Source organism: Serratia sp. CoH_134_PS_4 (assembly GCF_058190535.1).
In genome coordinates this window covers 268,417-286,944 of record NZ_JBXWKI010000001.1, presented here as the reverse complement: position 1 = coordinate 286,944, position 18,528 = coordinate 268,417, and the positions used below count along the sequence as shown (strand labels likewise).

General features: G+C 49.8%; 20 protein-coding genes. 9 read left to right on the top strand and 11 right to left on the bottom strand.

Features of this window, described 5'->3' with window-relative positions; all coding sequences use genetic code 11:
• Both AC2FCQ_RS01380 and chiD read left to right on the top strand, forming a co-directional pair.
• A partial coding sequence (locus tag AC2FCQ_RS01380; protein ID WP_490658439.1) for an isochorismatase family protein occupies positions 1–270 on the top strand: 270 nt, incomplete at its 5' end.
• A 228-nt stretch (positions 271–498) separates the two neighbouring features.
• On the top strand, positions 499–1,779 hold the full coding sequence (chiD, locus tag AC2FCQ_RS01375) for a chitinase ChiD (RefSeq protein ID WP_490308223.1): 1,281 nt from the start codon (positions 499–501) through the stop codon (positions 1,777–1,779).
• Between the two features lie 38 nt (positions 1,780–1,817).
• Here the strand turns inward: chiD and AC2FCQ_RS01370 are convergent, their stop codons facing one another.
• Positions 1,818–2,090, bottom strand: a complete 273-nt coding sequence (locus tag AC2FCQ_RS01370) for a YeaC family protein (RefSeq protein WP_037419701.1) — start codon at positions 2,088–2,090, stop codon at positions 1,818–1,820.
• Between the two features lie 63 nt (positions 2,091–2,153).
• Complete coding sequence (msrB, locus tag AC2FCQ_RS01365; RefSeq protein ID WP_037419703.1) at positions 2,154–2,567, bottom strand: peptide-methionine (R)-S-oxide reductase MsrB; 414 nt, start codon at positions 2,565–2,567, stop codon at positions 2,154–2,156.
• A 348-nt stretch (positions 2,568–2,915) separates the two neighbouring features.
• Between msrB and gapA the strand changes: the two genes are divergently transcribed.
• Positions 2,916–3,911 (top strand): glyceraldehyde-3-phosphate dehydrogenase, encoded by a 996-nt coding sequence (gene gapA / locus AC2FCQ_RS01360; protein ID WP_012145453.1) that lies wholly within the window; start codon positions 2,916–2,918, stop codon positions 3,909–3,911.
• Positions 3,912–3,989: 78 nt separating this feature from the next.
• The gene (locus tag AC2FCQ_RS01355) at positions 3,990–4,865 is read left to right on the top strand and encodes a D-hexose-6-phosphate mutarotase (RefSeq protein ID WP_490308221.1); all 876 of its coding nucleotides are present in this window, start codon (positions 3,990–3,992) and stop codon (positions 4,863–4,865) included.
• Between the two features lie 115 nt (positions 4,866–4,980).
• Here the strand turns inward: AC2FCQ_RS01355 and AC2FCQ_RS01350 are convergent, their stop codons facing one another.
• A complete protein-coding gene (locus AC2FCQ_RS01350) occupies positions 4,981–5,745 on the bottom strand; it encodes a MipA/OmpV family protein (protein WP_265553586.1) in 765 nt (254 codons plus the stop codon).
• 428 nt (positions 5,746–6,173) lie between these two features.
• On the opposite strand from AC2FCQ_RS01350, the gene yeaG reads away from it, so the two are divergent.
• The 3 genes from yeaG (at position 6,174) to AC2FCQ_RS01335 (ending at position 10,630) form a co-directional block, all read left to right on the top strand.
• Positions 6,174–8,108 carry a protein kinase YeaG gene (gene yeaG, locus AC2FCQ_RS01345; RefSeq protein ID WP_209633930.1) on the top strand — a complete coding sequence of 645 codons (1,935 nt, stop codon included), beginning with the start codon at positions 6,174–6,176 and terminating at the stop codon, positions 8,106–8,108.
• Between the two features lie 189 nt (positions 8,109–8,297).
• A complete protein-coding gene (locus AC2FCQ_RS01340) occupies positions 8,298–9,566 on the top strand; it encodes a YeaH/YhbH family protein (protein WP_490308219.1) in 1,269 nt (422 codons plus the stop codon).
• Between the two features lie 488 nt (positions 9,567–10,054).
• Positions 10,055–10,630, top strand: a complete 576-nt coding sequence (locus tag AC2FCQ_RS01335; RefSeq protein WP_490308218.1) for a type 1 glutamine amidotransferase family protein — start codon at positions 10,055–10,057, stop codon at positions 10,628–10,630.
• A gap of 39 nt (positions 10,631–10,669) precedes the next feature.
• Here AC2FCQ_RS01335 and AC2FCQ_RS01330 read toward each other — a convergent pair whose 3' ends face one another.
• The 6 genes from AC2FCQ_RS01330 to AC2FCQ_RS01305 form a co-directional block, all read right to left on the bottom strand.
• A complete protein-coding gene (locus AC2FCQ_RS01330; protein ID WP_404759432.1) occupies positions 10,670–11,332 on the bottom strand; it encodes an anti-sigma factor in 663 nt (220 codons plus the stop codon).
• The gene (locus AC2FCQ_RS01325; protein WP_490308217.1) at positions 11,329–11,889 is read right to left on the bottom strand and encodes an RNA polymerase sigma factor; all 561 of its coding nucleotides are present in this window, start codon (positions 11,887–11,889) and stop codon (positions 11,329–11,331) included. Before AC2FCQ_RS01325 ends, AC2FCQ_RS01330 begins: the two co-directional genes overlap by 4 nt.
• 64 nt (positions 11,890–11,953) lie before the next feature.
• Positions 11,954–12,514: a fasciclin domain-containing protein gene (locus AC2FCQ_RS01320; RefSeq protein ID WP_209633935.1), complete on the bottom strand. Its 561-nt coding sequence runs from the start codon at positions 12,512–12,514 to the stop codon at positions 11,954–11,956.
• A 157-nt stretch (positions 12,515–12,671) separates the two neighbouring features.
• Positions 12,672–13,361: an alpha/beta hydrolase gene (locus tag AC2FCQ_RS01315; protein ID WP_490308216.1), complete on the bottom strand. Its 690-nt coding sequence runs from the start codon at positions 13,359–13,361 to the stop codon at positions 12,672–12,674.
• Between the two features lie 157 nt (positions 13,362–13,518).
• Complete coding sequence (locus AC2FCQ_RS01310) at positions 13,519–14,070, bottom strand: GNAT family N-acetyltransferase (protein WP_490308215.1); 552 nt, start codon at positions 14,068–14,070, stop codon at positions 13,519–13,521.
• 341 nt (positions 14,071–14,411) lie between these two features.
• A complete protein-coding gene (locus AC2FCQ_RS01305; RefSeq protein WP_006322621.1) occupies positions 14,412–14,570 on the bottom strand; it encodes a YqaE/Pmp3 family membrane protein in 159 nt (52 codons plus the stop codon).
• Positions 14,571–14,792: 222 nt separating this feature from the next.
• On the opposite strand from AC2FCQ_RS01305, the gene AC2FCQ_RS01300 reads away from it, so the two are divergent.
• Positions 14,793–14,969 (top strand): GhoT/OrtT family toxin, encoded by a 177-nt coding sequence (locus AC2FCQ_RS01300; RefSeq protein WP_012145459.1) that lies wholly within the window; start codon positions 14,793–14,795, stop codon positions 14,967–14,969.
• A 51-nt stretch (positions 14,970–15,020) separates the two neighbouring features.
• On the opposite strand, the gene AC2FCQ_RS01295 is transcribed toward AC2FCQ_RS01300, so the two are convergent.
• Together AC2FCQ_RS01295 and AC2FCQ_RS01290 are read right to left on the bottom strand one after the other, a co-directional pair.
• Positions 15,021–17,138, bottom strand: a complete 2,118-nt coding sequence (locus AC2FCQ_RS01295; RefSeq protein ID WP_490308214.1) for a TonB-dependent siderophore receptor — start codon at positions 17,136–17,138, stop codon at positions 15,021–15,023.
• Positions 17,139–17,543: 405 nt separating this feature from the next.
• The gene (locus AC2FCQ_RS01290) at positions 17,544–17,834 is read right to left on the bottom strand and encodes a hypothetical protein (protein ID WP_209633939.1); all 291 of its coding nucleotides are present in this window, start codon (positions 17,832–17,834) and stop codon (positions 17,544–17,546) included.
• Positions 17,835–18,005: 171 nt separating this feature from the next.
• Between AC2FCQ_RS01290 and AC2FCQ_RS01285 the strand changes: the two genes are divergently transcribed.
• Positions 18,006–18,488 carry a hypothetical protein gene (locus tag AC2FCQ_RS01285; RefSeq protein ID WP_265553607.1) on the top strand — a complete coding sequence of 161 codons (483 nt, stop codon included), beginning with the start codon at positions 18,006–18,008 and terminating at the stop codon, positions 18,486–18,488.
• Positions 18,489–18,528 lie beyond the last annotated feature (40 nt).

The window sequence follows — 18,528 nt, the reverse complement described above, 5'->3', positions numbered from 1 at the left end:
TTTTTCGACAACGGCCACCGTTCACACACTGAACTGGACGCGTGGTTGAAAGCACAGAATGTCACTCACCTTGCCATCATGGGATTAGCAACTGACTACTGTGTGAAATTTAGCGTACTGGATGCATTAGCGCTGGGGTATCAAACATCGGTAATTATCGACGGTTGCCGCGGTGTCAATTTGCAGCCAGACGACAGCCAGAAAGCCCTTCAGGCCATGCAACAGGCTGGCGCTCAAATCGTGACACTGTCACAGTTTATTGCACAATGATATAAACGGGCGTGAAACACGCCCATCTCCACTCCGCTAGAAACCTCGACACCGCTCACATTCCAACCATTCTCATGTGATTACATCTTGTTCGTATCCAGCGCATTTGCTGTTATGACCACTGATGCATTGCATCAATGAGTTATACGCATCCGGGGCCCTTTGAGCCCGGCTTTATGTTACCGCCTCAGGCGGTTTCGGTCGGCCTTGTCGACCAAAGGAGATTACATGGCTTTAACCCGTAAACTGCTGCCTTTACTGGTAGCGGTACAGCTTGGTATGGCTGGAACCAGCATGGCTCACGCGGCCTCTTATCTGTCCGTTGGTTATTTCAACGGTGGGGGTGACGTTACCGCCGGCCCTGGCGGCGATATCAATAAGCTGGACGTCACACAAATCACCCACCTCAATTACTCTTTCGGCCTGATCTATAACGACGAGAAGCAGGAAACCCACCCGGCACTAAAAGACCCTGCTCGTCTGCACCAAATTTATCTGTCACCCAAGGTGATGGCCGATCTGCAATTGCTGCCCGTTCTGCGTAAGCAAAACCCTGAACTGAAAGTGCTGCTGTCCGTTGGTGGCTGGGGCGCCCGCGGGTTCTCCGGTGCCGCAGCAACACCTGAAAGCCGCGCCGTTTTTATCCGTTCGGTGCAACAGATCATTAAACAGTACCAACTGGACGGCATCGATCTCGACTGGGAATACCCGGTTAACGGTGCCTGGGGACTGGTCGAAAGCCAGCCGGCGGATCGCGCTAATTTTACCCTGTTGTTAGGGGAGCTGCGTAAGGCGCTGGATAACGGCAAATTGCTGACCATCGCCGTCGGCGCCAATGTGAAAAGCCCACAAGAGTGGGTCGATGTTAAGGGCATTGCACCCTATCTCGACTATATCAACCTGATGACCTATGACATGGCGTACGGCACTCAATACTTCAACGCCAACCTGTATGATTCCAAACAGTGGCCAACCGTCGCGGCTGCCGATCGTTACAGCGCCAATTTTGTCGTGGATAACTATTTGGCAGCAGGGTTGAAGCCCGCGCAATTAAACCTGGGGATTGGTTTCTATGGCCGGGTGCCAAAACGGGCGACCGAACCGGGTATAGATTGGGACAAACCAGACGCAGCTAAAAACCCTGTCACCCAGCCCTATTTCACTGCACGTGAAACTGCCGTGTTCAAATCCATAGGATTGGACCTCACCAAGGACAGTTACTTTAAATATAACGATATCGTCAGCAAACTGTTAAACGATCCGCAGCGGCGCTTCACCGCCCATTGGGACAGCGACGCTCAGGTACCTTATCTGACGATGAAATCTGCCGAAGGCAAACCGCTGTTTGCCATTTCGTATGAGAACCCACGCTCGGTTGAGCTCAAAGCGGACTACATCAAAAGCAAAGGACTCGGTGGCGCCATGTTCTGGGAATACGGCGCGGATGACAATAACCGGTTGGCGCATCAATTGGCGGAATCATTGGGGATTAACAACGGGAAACGCTAAATCAACGGGGCGATGGCAGCATCGCCCCGTTGTCAGATTCACTGTGGTTTTAACTTCACCAGCGGTTCAGCAATGAACTGCTGTTTCAGTTCTTGCTTACTCTTCATCACTATCTGGCCATCAGTGCCGATGCTCATATGCTGAGGATCCGTATTGTGCAATGACTGCCACAGCATCACCGCCTGCAGGCTATTTTCTTTTTGTTCCGGGGTCAACGCGACGCCATCCGGCCATTTACCTAACTCAACAGCCAATACCAGGCGTTGATAGATTTCCGGCGTCATGGCGGCAATCAAGTCTTTCACGTCCATCAGAGCATTTCCTCACTCGTGGAAGAATAATTAGCTGAATCGATTTTTCTAACGGAATAATCGTTAGCCTGCCGTTTTTTCGCCGTTCTCGCCGTCAGTAAAGCTCAGCGACGCGGAATTAACGCAAAAACGCTCGCCGGTCGGTTGCGGGCCATCCGGGAAAACATGCCCTAAATGTGCGTCGCAGTGACCACAGCGAATTTCAACACGGTGCATATTGTGTGTATTATCATCAAGATAACGAATAGCATCGTCAGATACTGGCTCATAGAAGCTTGGCCAGCCACAACCGGAGTCATACTTGCTGTCGGAGTAGAACAGCGGTTGGTTACAGCACAGACAATGGTACACGCCCTCGCGTTTGTTGTGCAGTAATTTACCGGAATACGGAGCCTCGGTACCACGCTCTTGCGTCACATAACGTTGGATTTCATTCAGTTCCGTGCCCGGATGGTCAGGGGTTGTCTCTTTAGCCATTTGTGCGATTCTCTGAATGTGGATAATGTCAACGAAAACAATGAGTAATAATAACAAAAAATTAACAACACTGCAGCGATTTTTGGCCTAAACTGTAGGCCATAAAGGCCATGTCACGGCAATATGTGATGCCGATCACACATCTTAAACGGACTGACTTTATACTTGGCGGTTTGACCCCATATAACGGATGAGGCCGAACGCAAACGGAATGTGCAATAAGCACTCAAACCAACGTCTCAGGTTTGATTTGCAGCAAGAATTGACACGATTCCGCTTGACGCTTGGTAAGGTTTTTGTAATTTTACAAGCAACCTTTTATTCACTAACAAATAGCTGGTGGAATATATGACTATCAAAGTAGGTATCAACGGTTTTGGCCGTATCGGTCGCATTGTTTTTCGTGCTGCTCAAGAACGTTCTGACATCGAAATCGTTGCAATCAACGACCTGTTAGACGCAGAGTACATGGCTTACATGCTGAAATATGACTCTACTCACGGCCGCTTCAACGGCACTGTAGAAGTTAAAGACGGCCACCTGGTTGTTAACGGCAAAACCATCCGTTGTACCTCAGAAAGAGATCCGGCTAACCTGAAGTGGAACGAAGTCAACGTTGACGTCGTTGCTGAAGCAACTGGCCTGTTCCTGACTGACGAAACTGCACGTAAACACATCGCTGCAGGCGCTAAGAAAGTTGTTCTGACTGGCCCATCCAAAGACGACACCCCAATGTTCGTTATGGGTGTGAACCACAAATCCTATGCAGGTCAGGAAATCGTTTCTAACGCTTCTTGTACCACCAACTGCCTGGCACCACTGGCTAAAGTTATCAACGACAAGTTCGGCATCGTTGAAGCGCTGATGACCACTGTGCATGCAACTACCGCAACTCAGAAAACTGTTGATGGCCCGTCTCACAAAGACTGGCGCGGCGGCCGCGGCGCATCCCAGAACATCATCCCTTCTTCTACCGGTGCAGCTAAAGCTGTAGGTAAAGTTATCCCAGAACTGAACGGCAAACTGACCGGTATGGCGTTCCGCGTTCCAACTCCGAACGTGTCTGTGGTTGACCTGACTGCTCGTCTGGCAAAACCAGCGTCTTACAAAGAAATCTGTGCTGCTATCAAAGCGGCTTCTGAAGGCGAGCTGAAAGGCGTTCTGGGTTACACCGAAGACGAAGTAGTTTCTACCGATTTCAACGGTGAAACTCTGACTTCTGTATTCGATGCCAAAGCCGGTATCGCACTGAGCGACACCTTCGTGAAACTGGTTTCTTGGTACGACAACGAAACTGGCTATTCCAACAAGGTTCTGGATCTGATCGCTCACATCTCCAAATAATGGATTGATGTTAAGTGATGATGAGGGCGACATTTGTGTCGCCCTTTTTTGTTTCTACGGCGAACAAAAGGCAATCTGATGAACGAAAAGATTTTCACCCTACCCGTTACCGAACAAATTTCACCTTACATCAGCCAACGTCAACTCGACGAACTGCCTGTGGTGGTCGTTTCCCACCCCAAAGTACGCGCAGCAATCTCGTTGCAAGGCGCACATCTGTTGGCCTGGCAACCTAGCGGTGAAAAACCGGCTATTTGGCTGAGCAACAACACGCCGTTTAAAAAAGGCAATGCCATCCGCGGTGGCGTGCCTATTTGCTGGCCCTGGTTTGGCCCGGTGGCAAAACCCTCACACGGCTTCGCCCGCAATCAACCGTGGAGCCTGACGGCGCATGACGAAGACGAGAACGGCGTCATACTGACATTCACGCTGAAAGACAATGAGCAAACTCGTAGCCTGTGGCCCCATGCCTTTACGCTGATTGCTCGCTTTAAGCTGGGTGAAGAATGCGAGATAGAGCTGGAGTCACATGGTGACTATAAGGCAACTGCTGCGCTGCACACGTATTTCCAGATCGGTGATATTGCACAAGTTAACGTTGCCGGTCTCGGTGAGACTTATATCGATAAGGTCGCGGGTGGTTCAGAAGCACGCCAGGTGGGCGATGTGACCTTCGTGGGGCAAACTGACCGGGTTTACACCAAGCCAGATGCTTACAGTCTGATTAAGGACGCATCGCTGCGGCGCACCATTGAGGTTCATCATCACCATATGAGTGATGTGATTGCCTGGAATCCAGGGGTGGAATTGTCTTGCAGCATGGCAGATATGCCAAACGACGGTTATAAAACCATGGTTTGCGTGGAAACAGGTCGCGTCAGCAAGCCTCTGGTGGCCGCAGGTGAACAACCGGCACGTTTGGCTGTGACCTTCCGCATCCGTAGCAACGCGTAGTTTTTCCTAGTGCGGTCAATACGACCGCCTTCCGTTACCGCACCAAGAGTGTGCAAAAGGGGCGTAAACGCCCCTTTTTGATGCGCGTGTTGCACACTATTTGTGCATGGCTGGATTAGAAGCTGTATTTCACGCCTGTCATCAACAGCCCGGTGTAAGATTTATCCACCATTGGGCTATCTTTCACTTCGTCAGACAGTTTGACATAGCGACCGACAAAGAAGGCATCCCAATCCTTGTTGATCTTGTAGTTAGCGCTCAGCTCAACATAAGGTGCCCAGCTATCGCTCGGCGTGTAGCTGTCAAGACCACTGCGGCGAGACTCGTCTTCACTCACACCAAAGTAGTATTTGTTCTGGTTTTTGCTGCTCCACATCACACCCACTCCGGGTACCAAGGTAAAGGCGTCCAGATCAAATTTGTACAGATAGGCCAGGTCACCGACGATACCGTTGCTGTAATTCAGCGTATCACCTGTCAACGTCGTCCGCAGGATGCCCCACTCGGCAAAATGCGAATAGGCCAGGCCGGCCATCAGCGTGCCGCGACGTTTGTTCAACTGCTTCATGCGATCGTCGTCGCTGTCACCTGGGCGGTAACCCAACGGCGAGTAGTAGCCCATCAGGCTCAGTTGATTTTCCTGATCTTTCCACAGGTAATAACCGGCAGTCAGCGTCCGGAAGTAGAAGTCGTCACCTTCATAATTAATAACGGGTACCGGGTACACGCGGTCCTGATAACCACGATACGGGTCCGGACTAACCAGTGCGGAAGCACCGAGTGACCAAGTTCCTGCCTGAACACTTTGCGCACAAACCATTGCGGAAGCGATAATTGCTAGCGTTTTGAGTTGAAAAATCTTCACTGGTTCTTTTTCCATAAATAACAGAGTTAATTGCGGACATAGTTTATGTGAAAAATTCGTTACGCGCTGAATCTTTACAATGGAAAACGACTAAGATCGAATAACTTAGAACAGAAATATGAATTAATCATGGCAGAACAGTGACGTTTTTTGCCGCAGGCCGCGCCAGACAAGGCATTTGATACGCCTGTAATAACTGAGTCATTGATATGACTTAAAAAAAGCTTTTTATGACGCAGGAAATTTTCCGGTATGCAAACTAAGCTTAAATCAGAAGGTGAATGAATCCTGAGCCAGTGGCAATACAGCGCAACTCGCGATTATAAGCGCACCAAGTTGGCATACGGGTTGCTGTACTCAGGGATAACTTCTTCTTTCGGGGGCCACAAGACTATCACTAGCTCCCTTTAACCTGTGCTAATAACGAAAGGACGGGCATCGCCATGAACATATTTGACCACTATCGCCAGCGCTACGAAGCTGCCAAGGACGAAGAGTTCACACTGCAGGACTTTCTTACCATTTGCCGGCAAGATCGCAGTGCATATGCCAATGCGGCCGAACGTCTGCTGATGGCTATCGGTGAACCAGTTATGGTCGACACCGCGCTTGAGTCGCGCATGTCTCGCCTGTTCTCCAACCGCGTGATCGCACGCTACCCGGCATTCGAAGAGTTCTACGGCATGGAAGAAGCTATCGAACAGATAGTCTCTTATCTGAAGCATGCCGCGCAGGGCCTCGAAGAGAAAAAACAAATTCTTTACCTGTTGGGCCCTGTGGGCGGCGGGAAATCATCGTTGGCGGAACGCCTGAAGGCGCTGATGCAACTCGTACCGATTTACACACTGAGTGCCAACGGCGAACGCAGCCCGGTCAACGATCATCCGCTGTGCCTGTTCAACCCGCAGGAAGATGCCAATATTCTGGAAAAAGAATATAACATTCCTAATCGCTATCTCGGCACCATCATGTCCCCGTGGGCGGCTAAACGCCTGCATGAATTTGGCGGAGACATCACCAAATTCAAAGTGGTGAAAGTGCGCCCTTCCATCCTGGAACAGATCGCCATCGCCAAAACAGAACCGGGTGATGAGAACAACCAGGATATCTCTGCGCTGGTAGGTAAAGTGGATATTCGCAAGCTGGAAAACCACGCGCAGAACGATCCGGATGCCTATGGCTATTCCGGCGCCCTTTGCCGTGCCAACCAAGGGATCATGGAGTTCGTAGAGATGTTCAAGGCACCGATCAAGGTGCTGCACCCTCTGCTGACTGCCACCCAGGAAGGTAACTACAACGGTACCGAGGGGATTTCTGCCCTGCCGTTCAGCGGCATTATTCTGGCCCACTCCAACGAATCCGAATGGGTGACCTTCCGTAACAACAAAAACAACGAGGCATTCCTGGACCGTGTTTATATCGTTAAGGTCCCGTACTGCCTGCGGGTGTCGGAAGAGATAAAAATCTACGACAAACTGCTGGATCACAGCGAACTGACCCATGCCCCATGCGCCCCTGGCACACTGGAAACGCTGGCTCGCTTTACCGTGCTTTCACGCATGAAAGAGCCTGAAAACTCGAGCATCTACTCTAAGATGCGCGTCTATGATGGCGAAAGTCTTAAGGATACCGATCCGAAAGCCAAGTCGTATCAGGAATACCGCGACTATGCAGGGGTTGATGAAGGCATGAACGGCCTGTCCACCCGTTTTGCATTTAAAATCCTCTCAAGGGTGTTCAACTTTGATCACGCTGAGGTCGCTGCTAACCCGGTACACCTGTTCTACGTACTGGAACAGCAGATCGAACGCGAGCAATTCCCACAGGATTTGTCAGAGAAATACCTGGAACACCTGAAAGGCTATCTGATCCCGAAATACGCCGAGTTTATCGGTAAAGAGATCCAAACGGCCTATCTGGAATCCTACTCGGAATACGGCCAGAACATTTTCGACCGCTACGTGACCTATGCAGATTTCTGGATCCAGGATCAGGAGTACCGTGATCCGGATACTGGGCAACTGTTCGATCGCGAGTCCCTGAATGCTGAACTGGAGAAAATCGAAAAACCCGCTGGCATCAGTAATCCGAAAGACTTCCGCAACGAAATAGTCAACTTCGTGCTGCGTGCCCGGGCTAATAATAGCGGTCGTAACCCTAACTGGACCAGCTATGAGAAGCTGCGTACCGTGATCGAGAAGAAAATGTTCTCGAACACCGAAGAGTTACTGCCAGTGATTTCGTTTAACGCTAAAACCTCAACGGATGAGCAGAAGAAACACGACGACTTCGTCGACCGTATGATGGAAAAAGGCTACACCCGCAAACAAGTGCGTCTGTTGTGTGAATGGTATCTGCGGGTCAGGAAGTCTTCATAACGACTATATCCAAAGTCGTTGGCGGTTGTATCGACGGCAACTGAGCCTTTCCCCGGGTGCGTACAAAGAGTACGTGGCCTGGGGTAAGCCGGGAAACCAACCAAAATACAGCCTCAAGTATGGCGGATATAATGAGAATTAGCGTCATGGAGATGGCATAGCAAGTTGGCAACGTCGTTTGGGGGATGTATGGCGTATTTTATTGACCGACGGCTTAATGGCAAAAACAAGAGCATGGTTAACCGCCAACGTTTCTTGCGCCGTTACAAGTCGCAAATCAAACAGTCGATTGCCGAAGCCATCAACAAGCGTTCGGTCACCGACGTAAACAGTGGAGAATCCATCTCGATCCCCACTGGTGATATCAACGAACCAATGTTTCATCAGGGTCGCGGTGGGACACGCCATCGCGTTCATCCAGGTAACGATCATTTCGTGCAGAATGACCGTGTCGAACGCCCTCAGGGTGGCGGGGGCGGGGGCAGCGGTCAAGGTAACGCCAGCCAAGACGGTGAAGGCGAGGACGAATTCGTCTTCCAAATTTCCAAGGACGAATATCTTGACCTGCTGTTTGAGGATCTGGCGCTGCCGAATCTGAAAAAGAACCAGTATAAGCAGCTTACAGAATACAAAACCCATCGGGCTGGTTACACCGCCAACGGCGTACCGGCCAATATTAGCGTGGTCCGTTCGCTACAAAATTCGCTGGCGCGACGTACTGCGATGACCGCCGGCAAACGACGCACGTTACATGCGTTGGAGGACGAACTCACCCAGATGGAAAACACCGAACCGGTGCAACTGCTAGAAGAGGAAAGGCTGCGCAAAGAAATTGCTGAATTACGCAAAAAAATCGAAAGCGTACCCTTTATTGATACGTTTGATTTGCGTTACAAAAACTATGAGCGCAGACCGGAACCTTCAAGCCAGGCAGTCATGTTCTGCCTGATGGACGTTTCCGGCTCAATGGACCAAGCCACCAAGGACATGGCTAAGCGTTTCTATATCCTGCTCTATTTATTCCTGAGCAGAACCTATAAAAACGTAGATGTCGTCTATATCCGTCACCATACTCAGGCAAAAGAAGTGGATGAACAGGAGTTCTTCTATTCGCAAGAAACCGGTGGGACTATCGTTTCCAGCGCGCTGAAACTGATGAACGAAGTGGTTGAAGAGCGTTACGATCCTGCGCAATGGAACATCTATGCTGCACAGGCGTCAGATGGTGACAACTGGGCCGATGACTCACCGTTGTGTCATGAGTTGTTGGCAAAACAACTGCTGCCCATGGTGCGTTATTACAGCTACATCGAAATCACGCGTCGCGCCCACCAGACGCTGTGGCGGGAGTATGAAGACTTGCAGGCGAAATTCGAAAACTTTGCCATGCAGCATATCCGCGAACCGGATGATATCTACCCCGTATTCCGCGAGCTATTCCACAAGCAGACCGTGTAATTAACATTGTGAATCGCAGCCGGCTAATCTCATTAGCCGGCTGTTTTTTTGCAGGATAAGCACGTTCTTTCAGCACCAAGCCTAAACGACGATAAGGCACCAAGCCTGACGCTTATCCTACAGCCCCACAATCCTCTTCTCTGCGAACATTCCGTGATCTTGGCGGGATAAATGCGTCGCAATTTTGTTGAGGATATTCTGATACCTGCGTCATTTCGTCTTTTCCCCTTGTCGCTGAAATTTAGCTGCGGTACTGTCGCCATCTGGACACACACCACACCAAAATCAGAATAGAATCCAGTTTGTCGCTATCATCCCTTAATCCCGCCGCTGTGCGGGATTTTTTTGATATCAGCCTTGGCAAGACAATGAGATAGCACGTCACAAACCCTACTGACAGAAATTGGCAGTGGCAGCCTTTAAGCTGGGTACTCCTGCGTGGGGTAACGCCTCGCTCCACGCCAACAAATGCAGGGAAAGACGCACCAATGAAACGCGCTATCACCGTTATTACTGACAACTTTTCCGATTGGGAAACGGCTTTAATCAACTCAACTTGCCGCGGTTATTATGGTTTTGATATCCGCTTTGCGGCCCCAAATGGTGACCCGGTCATCTCTTCCAGCGGTATGTTTGTGACGCCGCAATTGTCGATCGAAGCCATCCGGTTGGACGACATTGATTTGTTAATCATTTGCGGTGGTACGGCATGGCAGACAAAAGAAGCGCCTGATATTAATGGCCTGGTGGCTGAGGCATACAGCAAGAATATCGTTGTCGCAGGCATTTGCGACGGAACCCGGGTACTGGCACAGGCGGGCGTGCTTGATAACTGCCGTCATACCTCTAATTCGGCAGAAAACCTGTCATCAGTACCGGACTATCGGGGAGGTGCGCACTATCAAGACGTGCCTTATGCCGTGACCGATCAACGTATTGTGACAGCGCCGGGGAGTGCCCCCGTCAGCTTTATGGCAGAAATTTTAGCGACGCTGGGGATCAGAGACCACAACATTCAGGCTTATCTGGCAATGCACGCGGCTGAACACTGTAAGCCGGTTTAATCCGCTTGCGCAATGACCACCGCAACGGCCCATAAGTCACTACAGTGAAACGAGCTGCCCAGCATACAGAACTGGCCCTGTAGGCTGTCCAGTGGGGGATCCACCCGCAGGTTCCAGGCTGATGGCGATGGTCATTCCTTTGGACAACTGAAGCTGATCCAAAGTCAGCCTGGTCACGTCTCTCGCCGCAACCACACCAAGCGACACCGGTTTTTCCCCGACGGGTATCGCCCACAGTTGCAGACTGTTTGTCGCAGCAATTTGTTGTGGATTAACTGGGGTGAGTTGCAGATGTTTTACCGCTTTGTCGAGACTGACAATCCACTGCTCGCTACCGCGTTGCCCACTACTCAGCACCAACGCAGGGGTAAACTCCGGCGGTTGTGCGATAAAACGCGGCACCAGCACCACCGCGGCCAAACCCGCGGCGAGTGCCCAGGCGAGATAATCCCAGCGCCACTGGCGTTGGCGTGACAGCGGTGGCAGGCTAAGTTGGATTTTCTTCCATACCCGTTCCGGCGGCGTTATCGGGATCAACGCGTGATCAAGAGGCGCTAATAACTGCTGCCAACGTGCCACCAATGCGGCCAGCTCTGGCTCGTGGCGAATTCGCTGTTCCAGTTTGAATCTCGCCGGGCCGCGCAGCGTGCCTAACGCATACTCCGCAGCCAGGGCTGAGTCATACTCCCCCCGGTTTTTCATAATCCCACGCAGTCTTTTAGATGGTCGAGAGCTCGGCGGATCCAGCTTTTAACCGTGCCAAGCGGTTGTTGAAGATAAACGGAAACTTCACCGTGCGACATTCCCTGATAATATGCAAGCACGATACTTTGTCGTTGATCGGTGGGCAAATGATCCAGACACGCCGTGAGCTTTTCTCCCTCTTGCGAGCGTTGCAACGCCTCGGCTGGTTCAGCGAAACTGTCATCGTCACCATCAAAATCAACCAGCTCATCCTCGCGTTCTGCCGCCTTTCCGCCCGCACTTCGTAACCAGTCAATAGCGCGGTTGCGCACAATGTGTGTCAACCAGGTCAGTGGAGAACTGAGCAGCGGATCGTAACTGGCTGCCCGATTCCATACGCTGATGAAGCTCTCATGCAGCACATCTTCTGCCCAAGATTGCCGCCTGAGGATACGCAAGGCAACGGCATACAAACGCGGTGACGTTTGGCGATAGAGTTGTTCAAAAGCCTGGCGATCGCCACGTCCAATGGCTTTCATCATCGCCACATCATGTTCTGGTAAGGGTTCAGTCATGTCCCATCCTGATTAAGGTGCGGGGGCTGTCGCTCAGGCCGCCCGCACCAAGTATAGACCCAATTTATTTAGGCATCAGGACGGTATCAATAACATCGATCACCCCATTATTCTGGAACACATCATAGGTGCTGATATTCGCAATATTACCCTTTCCATCTTTAAGCTGAATATTGTGTGGCCCATTGTTCATGATCCACAAAGGTTGCCCATTCACCGTTTTCAATTCTGCTGTTCCCTTGCCGTCATGGATTTTTTTCTCCAGTTGTTTCATGTCATACCTGCCTGCTACGACGTGATAGGTCAGCACGCTGGTGAGCAACGCCTTGTTTTCCGGCTTCAGTAAATTATCGACAGTACCCGCCGGTAATTTGGCAAAGGCAGCATTGGTGGGCGCAAAGACAGTAAATGGCCCTTTCCCCTGCAGAGTATCCACTAACCCAGCAGCCTTAACCGCAGCCACCAGGGTTGAATGGTCTTTGGAGTTAACCGCATTTTCGATGATATTTTTACTCGGATACATGGCTGCACCACCGACCATAACTTGATCACCCATCATGGCAGCAGCAGACACACCGCTGAACAAGACTGATGCACATAAAACGCCAGTAATAAGCTTTTTCATGACCATTTCCTCGAAGGTAAGGGAGGTAAAGTTTTGCCTCACATTCTGATATACGTACGAGGAGATGCTTTTGGATGCAGCTGGAGAGAAATTATTTAAGCAGTCAATCTCTATAATGAAAAACCCCACGGCAGTGGGGCCTTGAAGCAAACAACCTTTACGAAGCCTTCGCTGCTTCATCAATTAAAGCCGCCACTTCCTGAGGGTGCGAAGCGAGAGAGGCATGACTGGCATTCAAGGTAATGACTTTTTTCGCTTTTAACCGCGCTGACATTCGCTGTTGATTCTCTGGCGAAATCATCCGGTCATTACGGGAGATTTGATACCATGATGGTTTGTGCTTCCACGCAGGCTCAGTAATAGCATTACCGAAGGTGCTGGCCAACGGCGCCTTTTGCGTCACAGCCATCACCAGAGCTTCATCGGCAGCAAGATCCTGACAGAAGCTTTCGTGAAATTTATCCGCTTTGATCCATAAATAACCGTCACTGTCCGGCATTAGGTTCACTGCCGCAACGGGAGGATGTTCTTGCGTAATTCCACCCGCGCTTTCACCCGCGTCCGGTGCAAACGCGGCGATATACACCAACCCGACGACGTTCGGTAGATTACCCATTTCACTAATAACTGCACCGCCATAAGAATGTCCGACCAAGAGCACCGGGCCGCCCTGCTGTGCGACCATCTTACGCGTGCGTTCAGCATCATCAGCCAACGATGTCAGCGGCAGTTCTACGGCGTGAATGGAGTCATATCCCTTACGCGACAATTCGGTAATGACGTTGCTCCAGTGCGCTGCACCGCCCCAAAATCCATGAACCAGGACAACTGTGGGTTTTGTCTTCATTACTGATTCCCTCTTTAACGTGGAGGCGCTACGTCAAACTCGTTCATTGAGTGCTGTGATCCTCTCAGCATCCTCTGCCCTGAATCAAAACGCCTTATATGCCCTGTTGTATATAGTTCACACCTATCGTTTTCAGCAATAGCTCCGAATAGTTAACTTATGGGGCATCCCTCCTCGCACTCCATTCGGTACGTGTTATTTCCCAGATTTCCGTAAGCATGCGGCCACCCACATAGTCATTTTCTTTTGTTGCGACCACACGCATACCGCTCTGCATAGAAATAGATCGTGACGCCAGGTTATCCTTTGCCTTGGGCACCCTCAACACAGTTTGCTCCAGCACATTGAACCAGTAATCTGTCACGATCTGACTGGCTTCCGTCATCAATCCCTGACGTTGCCATTCTTGGGCAAGCCAGAAACCCCGGTTGCTGCCACCGTCAAGACTCAGGTTAATCACACCGATCAAATGCCGTTCATCCTCTTGGCGCCGGATAGACCAAAACCAGCCAGTCCCTGTCGCCATCGCCGGTAATGCCACATGATTGATAAATTCAAGCGCGGCACCATCAGGGTATGGCCAGGGTATTTGGCATGTCATATGACGTACGATTTCCCATCGTGGAAACAAACGCTGAATATCTCCAGCATCGGCACGCTCCAATGGGCGTAATACCAATCTACCGCTGACTAATACGGGAATATCCAAGGGAAAGTCTCCAATACTTAGGGCTGGCCTGGCGGAAAAGCACTCCTTCGCTGACATTAAAACTAGGATTTATACCCATTACGATCTAAAATCTCATGTAAAAACAATAAGAAGTAATTTCACCAGAATCGAAAGGGAAGTTTTACATGAAGGAAATGATCTCTATCCTTTTTATCGCAGGCCTTTTGGCGATGCTGTTTTCATGGCTGTTTGTCTATGGCCTCAACATCCATTAGGGTTCCATAAAATAAAAAACCCCGGCATGTACAAACGCCAGGGCCTATTGTGCTACGCGACATTCACGGAATCATTTCCATTGAAAACACCGGGAAATTAGACAGTTATTGCTTCGTCTGGATCCAGAATGCGTGGATCAACCCTGGGAAGTAGCCCAATAAGGTTAAGATGATATTGAGGATAAACGCCCCACCGATGCCTTTATCAAGCAATACACCCAGTGGCGGCAGGATGATGGTAAATACGATTCTCCAAAAGCTCATAATTGCACCTCATGTTGTTCTACATGACACCAACATATTACATTATCTTAACATTTTCAAATCATCTCATTACTGAATACTCTGAAAACCCAGCGGCATGGACATATATCCACATACTTTGTGGTTATATATAACAAATTGAACAAACAATTAATAAGCATTGATTATGTAGAATTAAGCTCCTAGAATTCACAGCTTAAAAATACATCTGGGATCGGTTTCATGTCGTCGCTGTGGGTTGCAACACAATACTTTTATTTAATTGGCCTGTTAGTCTCTATGATTTTTACCTACCTGGTCAGTCGGGACACGATTAAGATTCGTTTTATCAGTGCATTAACGATTGGTTTGACCTGGCCTCTGAGCTTGCCTGTAGTGTTGATGTTCTCCTTGTTCTAGCGCTATAGAAACCGCCCCGCCAAACACCGACGGGGCGATACTGCCTTTTCCTTAGAAATCGTATCCGACCGTTGCCACCAGGGTACGCTCCGCTCCCCAGTAACAATAACCGGTGCCGTAACACGCAGCGACGTACTCTCTGTCCGTCAGGTTATTCACGTTCAATTGCACATAGGCACCTTTCAACGACGGATTAACGCGGTCTAAATTCATTCGTACCGAGGCATCGAGTAGCGTCACGGAAGGAATACGCAGCGTATTTTCATTGTCCGCCCACTGTTTACCGATGTAACGCGCCCCAGCACCCACCTCCACACCGTAAGCCGTCGCGTATTTTCCCCACAGTGATGCCATTTGTTCTGGCACCAAATACGGTGTATTGCCGTCGTTGCCATCAATTGCGTCTTTGAACTTCACTTTGTTATAGGTATAGCCAGCAATCAGATCGAAACGATCGGTGATCTTGCTGCGAGCCTCGAGTTCAACACCTTGAGAATGTACCTTACCGGCAGGCAGATAATAACTTTGCTGCACAACGCGGTTGGCTACATCTTTCTGCGTCAAATCATAAAGCGCCACGCTGTAGATTGATGAACTGCCTGGCGGCTGGTATTTCAAACCCACCTCATATTGCTCGCTGGTGCTCGGTTTCAACATATGTCCGTTCTGATCGGGCAGCGCCTCCGGCGTCACCGCCGTGCTATAACTGGCATAAGGTGAAAAACCACTATCAAAATGATAAAGCAACGACGCACGTCCGCTGAAGTTATAATCACTACGCGCATCGCTAGTGCCCGTGTTGAGCACCGTATTTTTTGAATCTATGCGGTCAAAACGGCCGGACAGATTCAGATACCAGTTCCGCAGACTGATTTCATCCTGTAGATACACCCCCGTCTGCTCATAGTGACGCCTGGAATCGGTATGCGTCAGATGGGTTAACCCCGCGCCACCGGACACGCCGGTATAGGGATTCAACGTAGAAGCCCCTGCTGACTCATCCCACAGATTGTTACGAAAGCGCTGGTAATCCAGCCCCAGCATCACTTTATGTTCCAGCAACCCGGTAGCAAAATCAGCTTCAAGTTGATTATCGACAGCAAATGCATCCAACGAGGTCGCGGAACCGCTGTAATAGCGGTTCAACAATTGGTGTTCTGGATCCCAGCCAATCTGGTATACCTGCTGTAATTCAACATTGGAATGGGTATAGCTGGCATTTTGCCGGAATGACCAAACATCGTTAAAACTGTGTGAGAAAACGTAGCTGTAGATTTGTTCCCAGCGTTTGAACACATTACGGCTGCTTTCGCCGTCGAAGAACCCTCGGCCCAGTTTGTCTCCTGAGCTTGAGTAAAGGCTCCCATCAGCCGGCACCGCGCTGTGATAGCCGCCAGAAGGATCCTTTTGCAAATAGGCTTTTAACAACAGCGAGGTATTTTCGTCCGGCTGCCACAGTAATGACGGTGAAATAGCATAACGTTCTTCGCGCTGGTGGTCATACATGGTTTCACTGCTGCGCGTCATTCCCGTCATGCGATAAGCCCATTGATCCGATAATGGCCCTGTCACATCAAAGGCACCGCCTTTAGTACTGTTGTTACCGGCACTGAGATTAACGTGCCCCTGCGTGTCGAACTGCGGCCGCTTGGACGTGAGCGCGACCAACCCACCCGGAATGCTTTGCCCATACATCACCGACGAGGGCCCTTTAATAATATCGATACGCTCCAGGAACCAAGGGTCAACCTGCAAGGCATTGTAAGTGCCGCCGTCACTCAACAAACGTAAACCATCAAGGAAAGTATTATTAACGTCACCACCATGAAAACCACGTAACGCAATGGTGTCATAGCGCGTCGCACCACCGGAAAAATTGGTAAAGACACCCGGTGCATATTTCAACGCATCGTTAACCGTCTGGCTACTCTGATCGGTCATCTGCTGGCGCGTAACCACCGAGACAGACTGCGCCGTCAGGACCAGGGGGGTATCGATTTTAGTGGCTCCCTGGCTGGTAGTGGCCTGGTAGCCTTGTGTTTGTGCCTCTGCCGTGTCTGCGGTTTTTGCCGTGACGACCAACGTATCTTCAGCTAACGACGTCAATGGCAGGAAGATCGCGAATGCACATAAAACACGCGACCTTTTGACAGGAAAAATAATCGACATGCTTGTAATCCCTAGTAAATATCATTAAATCGCACTCTATGAGCCAGCTCGCCCGTTACAACGAGTAATGCGTCCACAGAGGCTTACAAAATGTAAATACTAATGATAATCACTCTCTTTATCCATAATGATTTACACTATACGTTGGCTTTTTATGAGCCTCCGAAGTGACTCAGCCCACAGGTGCCCCCATAGTCAGAATGGACATATCTTATTGAAAATAAAAAAAGTGCCAGCTCTAGGCTGGCCATAGAAAAGGAGTAAATGTGACAGGTACGTACCGGATTGGGTGGCGCATAAGGGGTTATCCCTTCTCACCCTTCCTCGTTAAAAATGATAACGATTATCATTATATTTTGAAGGGTGCTTAGTATCTACAACTTTTACAGCATTGAGCAGTGACCTTCAACGAGGTCTGGTGAACCGGGCATACAAACGCCCTATCGCAAACAGCGTTCCCCAAACCAGAACATTCAACCCACCCCATACGACGAATACGTATATAAAGGTTTGATAAATGGGAATGCCCCGATCGGCGGAGAATGGATTAAAATGCCAAAATCGAATAATGACGAAAGGGTTCAAGTTAAACCACTTAAAAAAGAAAGCGACCAGCATTGGCGGAAGCAAAAAATAAAGGCCCAGCGTAAAAATCAACAGATACGCTGCGAAACGGCTATTTTTATAATCTTTCATATCAATGAATTACCATTATAATTCAACTATTAACGCCAAAGGCCGTATTGTCCGATACAGACCTGACATACCTTGATTAGTTCCCATTCGGGGCCAAAATAAAGCCTGTTTGGCGTTTCAAATTCATTTAGTTTTTGGGTGCTATAACGCTAGTCAGCTCAGGAGGCTTCAATGATACCGGACTATTGCCCTATACCACCAACCCCCAAAAAACTCAAAGTCATCTATGGCTGGTATATATATACCGTCTATGCACAGTTGATCTTTAATGTTTACCTGGCGGTATATAACGGCTGTGTCAGGCACCCGATTGAAGCGCCGTTGATCTCAGTGTGCCACAGCCTGTTCATCGCATTTATTCTCTATCAGGTGTTGAAAAAACGCACGCATTTCGCTTGGGTTATGTTGGCCTATTACATTCTGATGCGACTGTATTACGCCAATGTGCTGCATATCGAATTCAATGCATGGAGCCGTGGGCTGGTATTCATTTTTCTGACGCTGCTGCTTACGGGCACCGTCGCCGTAGGGCAACTGGCAACGCCACCCCTGCGTCAAGATTGGTTGGCACGCCTGGGCTGGCGGCAATGGATAACACTGGCTAGTTTGGCAGGCATATTGACACCGTTGATTACCATCGATTATTTGGGCTGAGCGCCGGTCATTGTCTTGGGATGTGAGGCTCAGAGATATC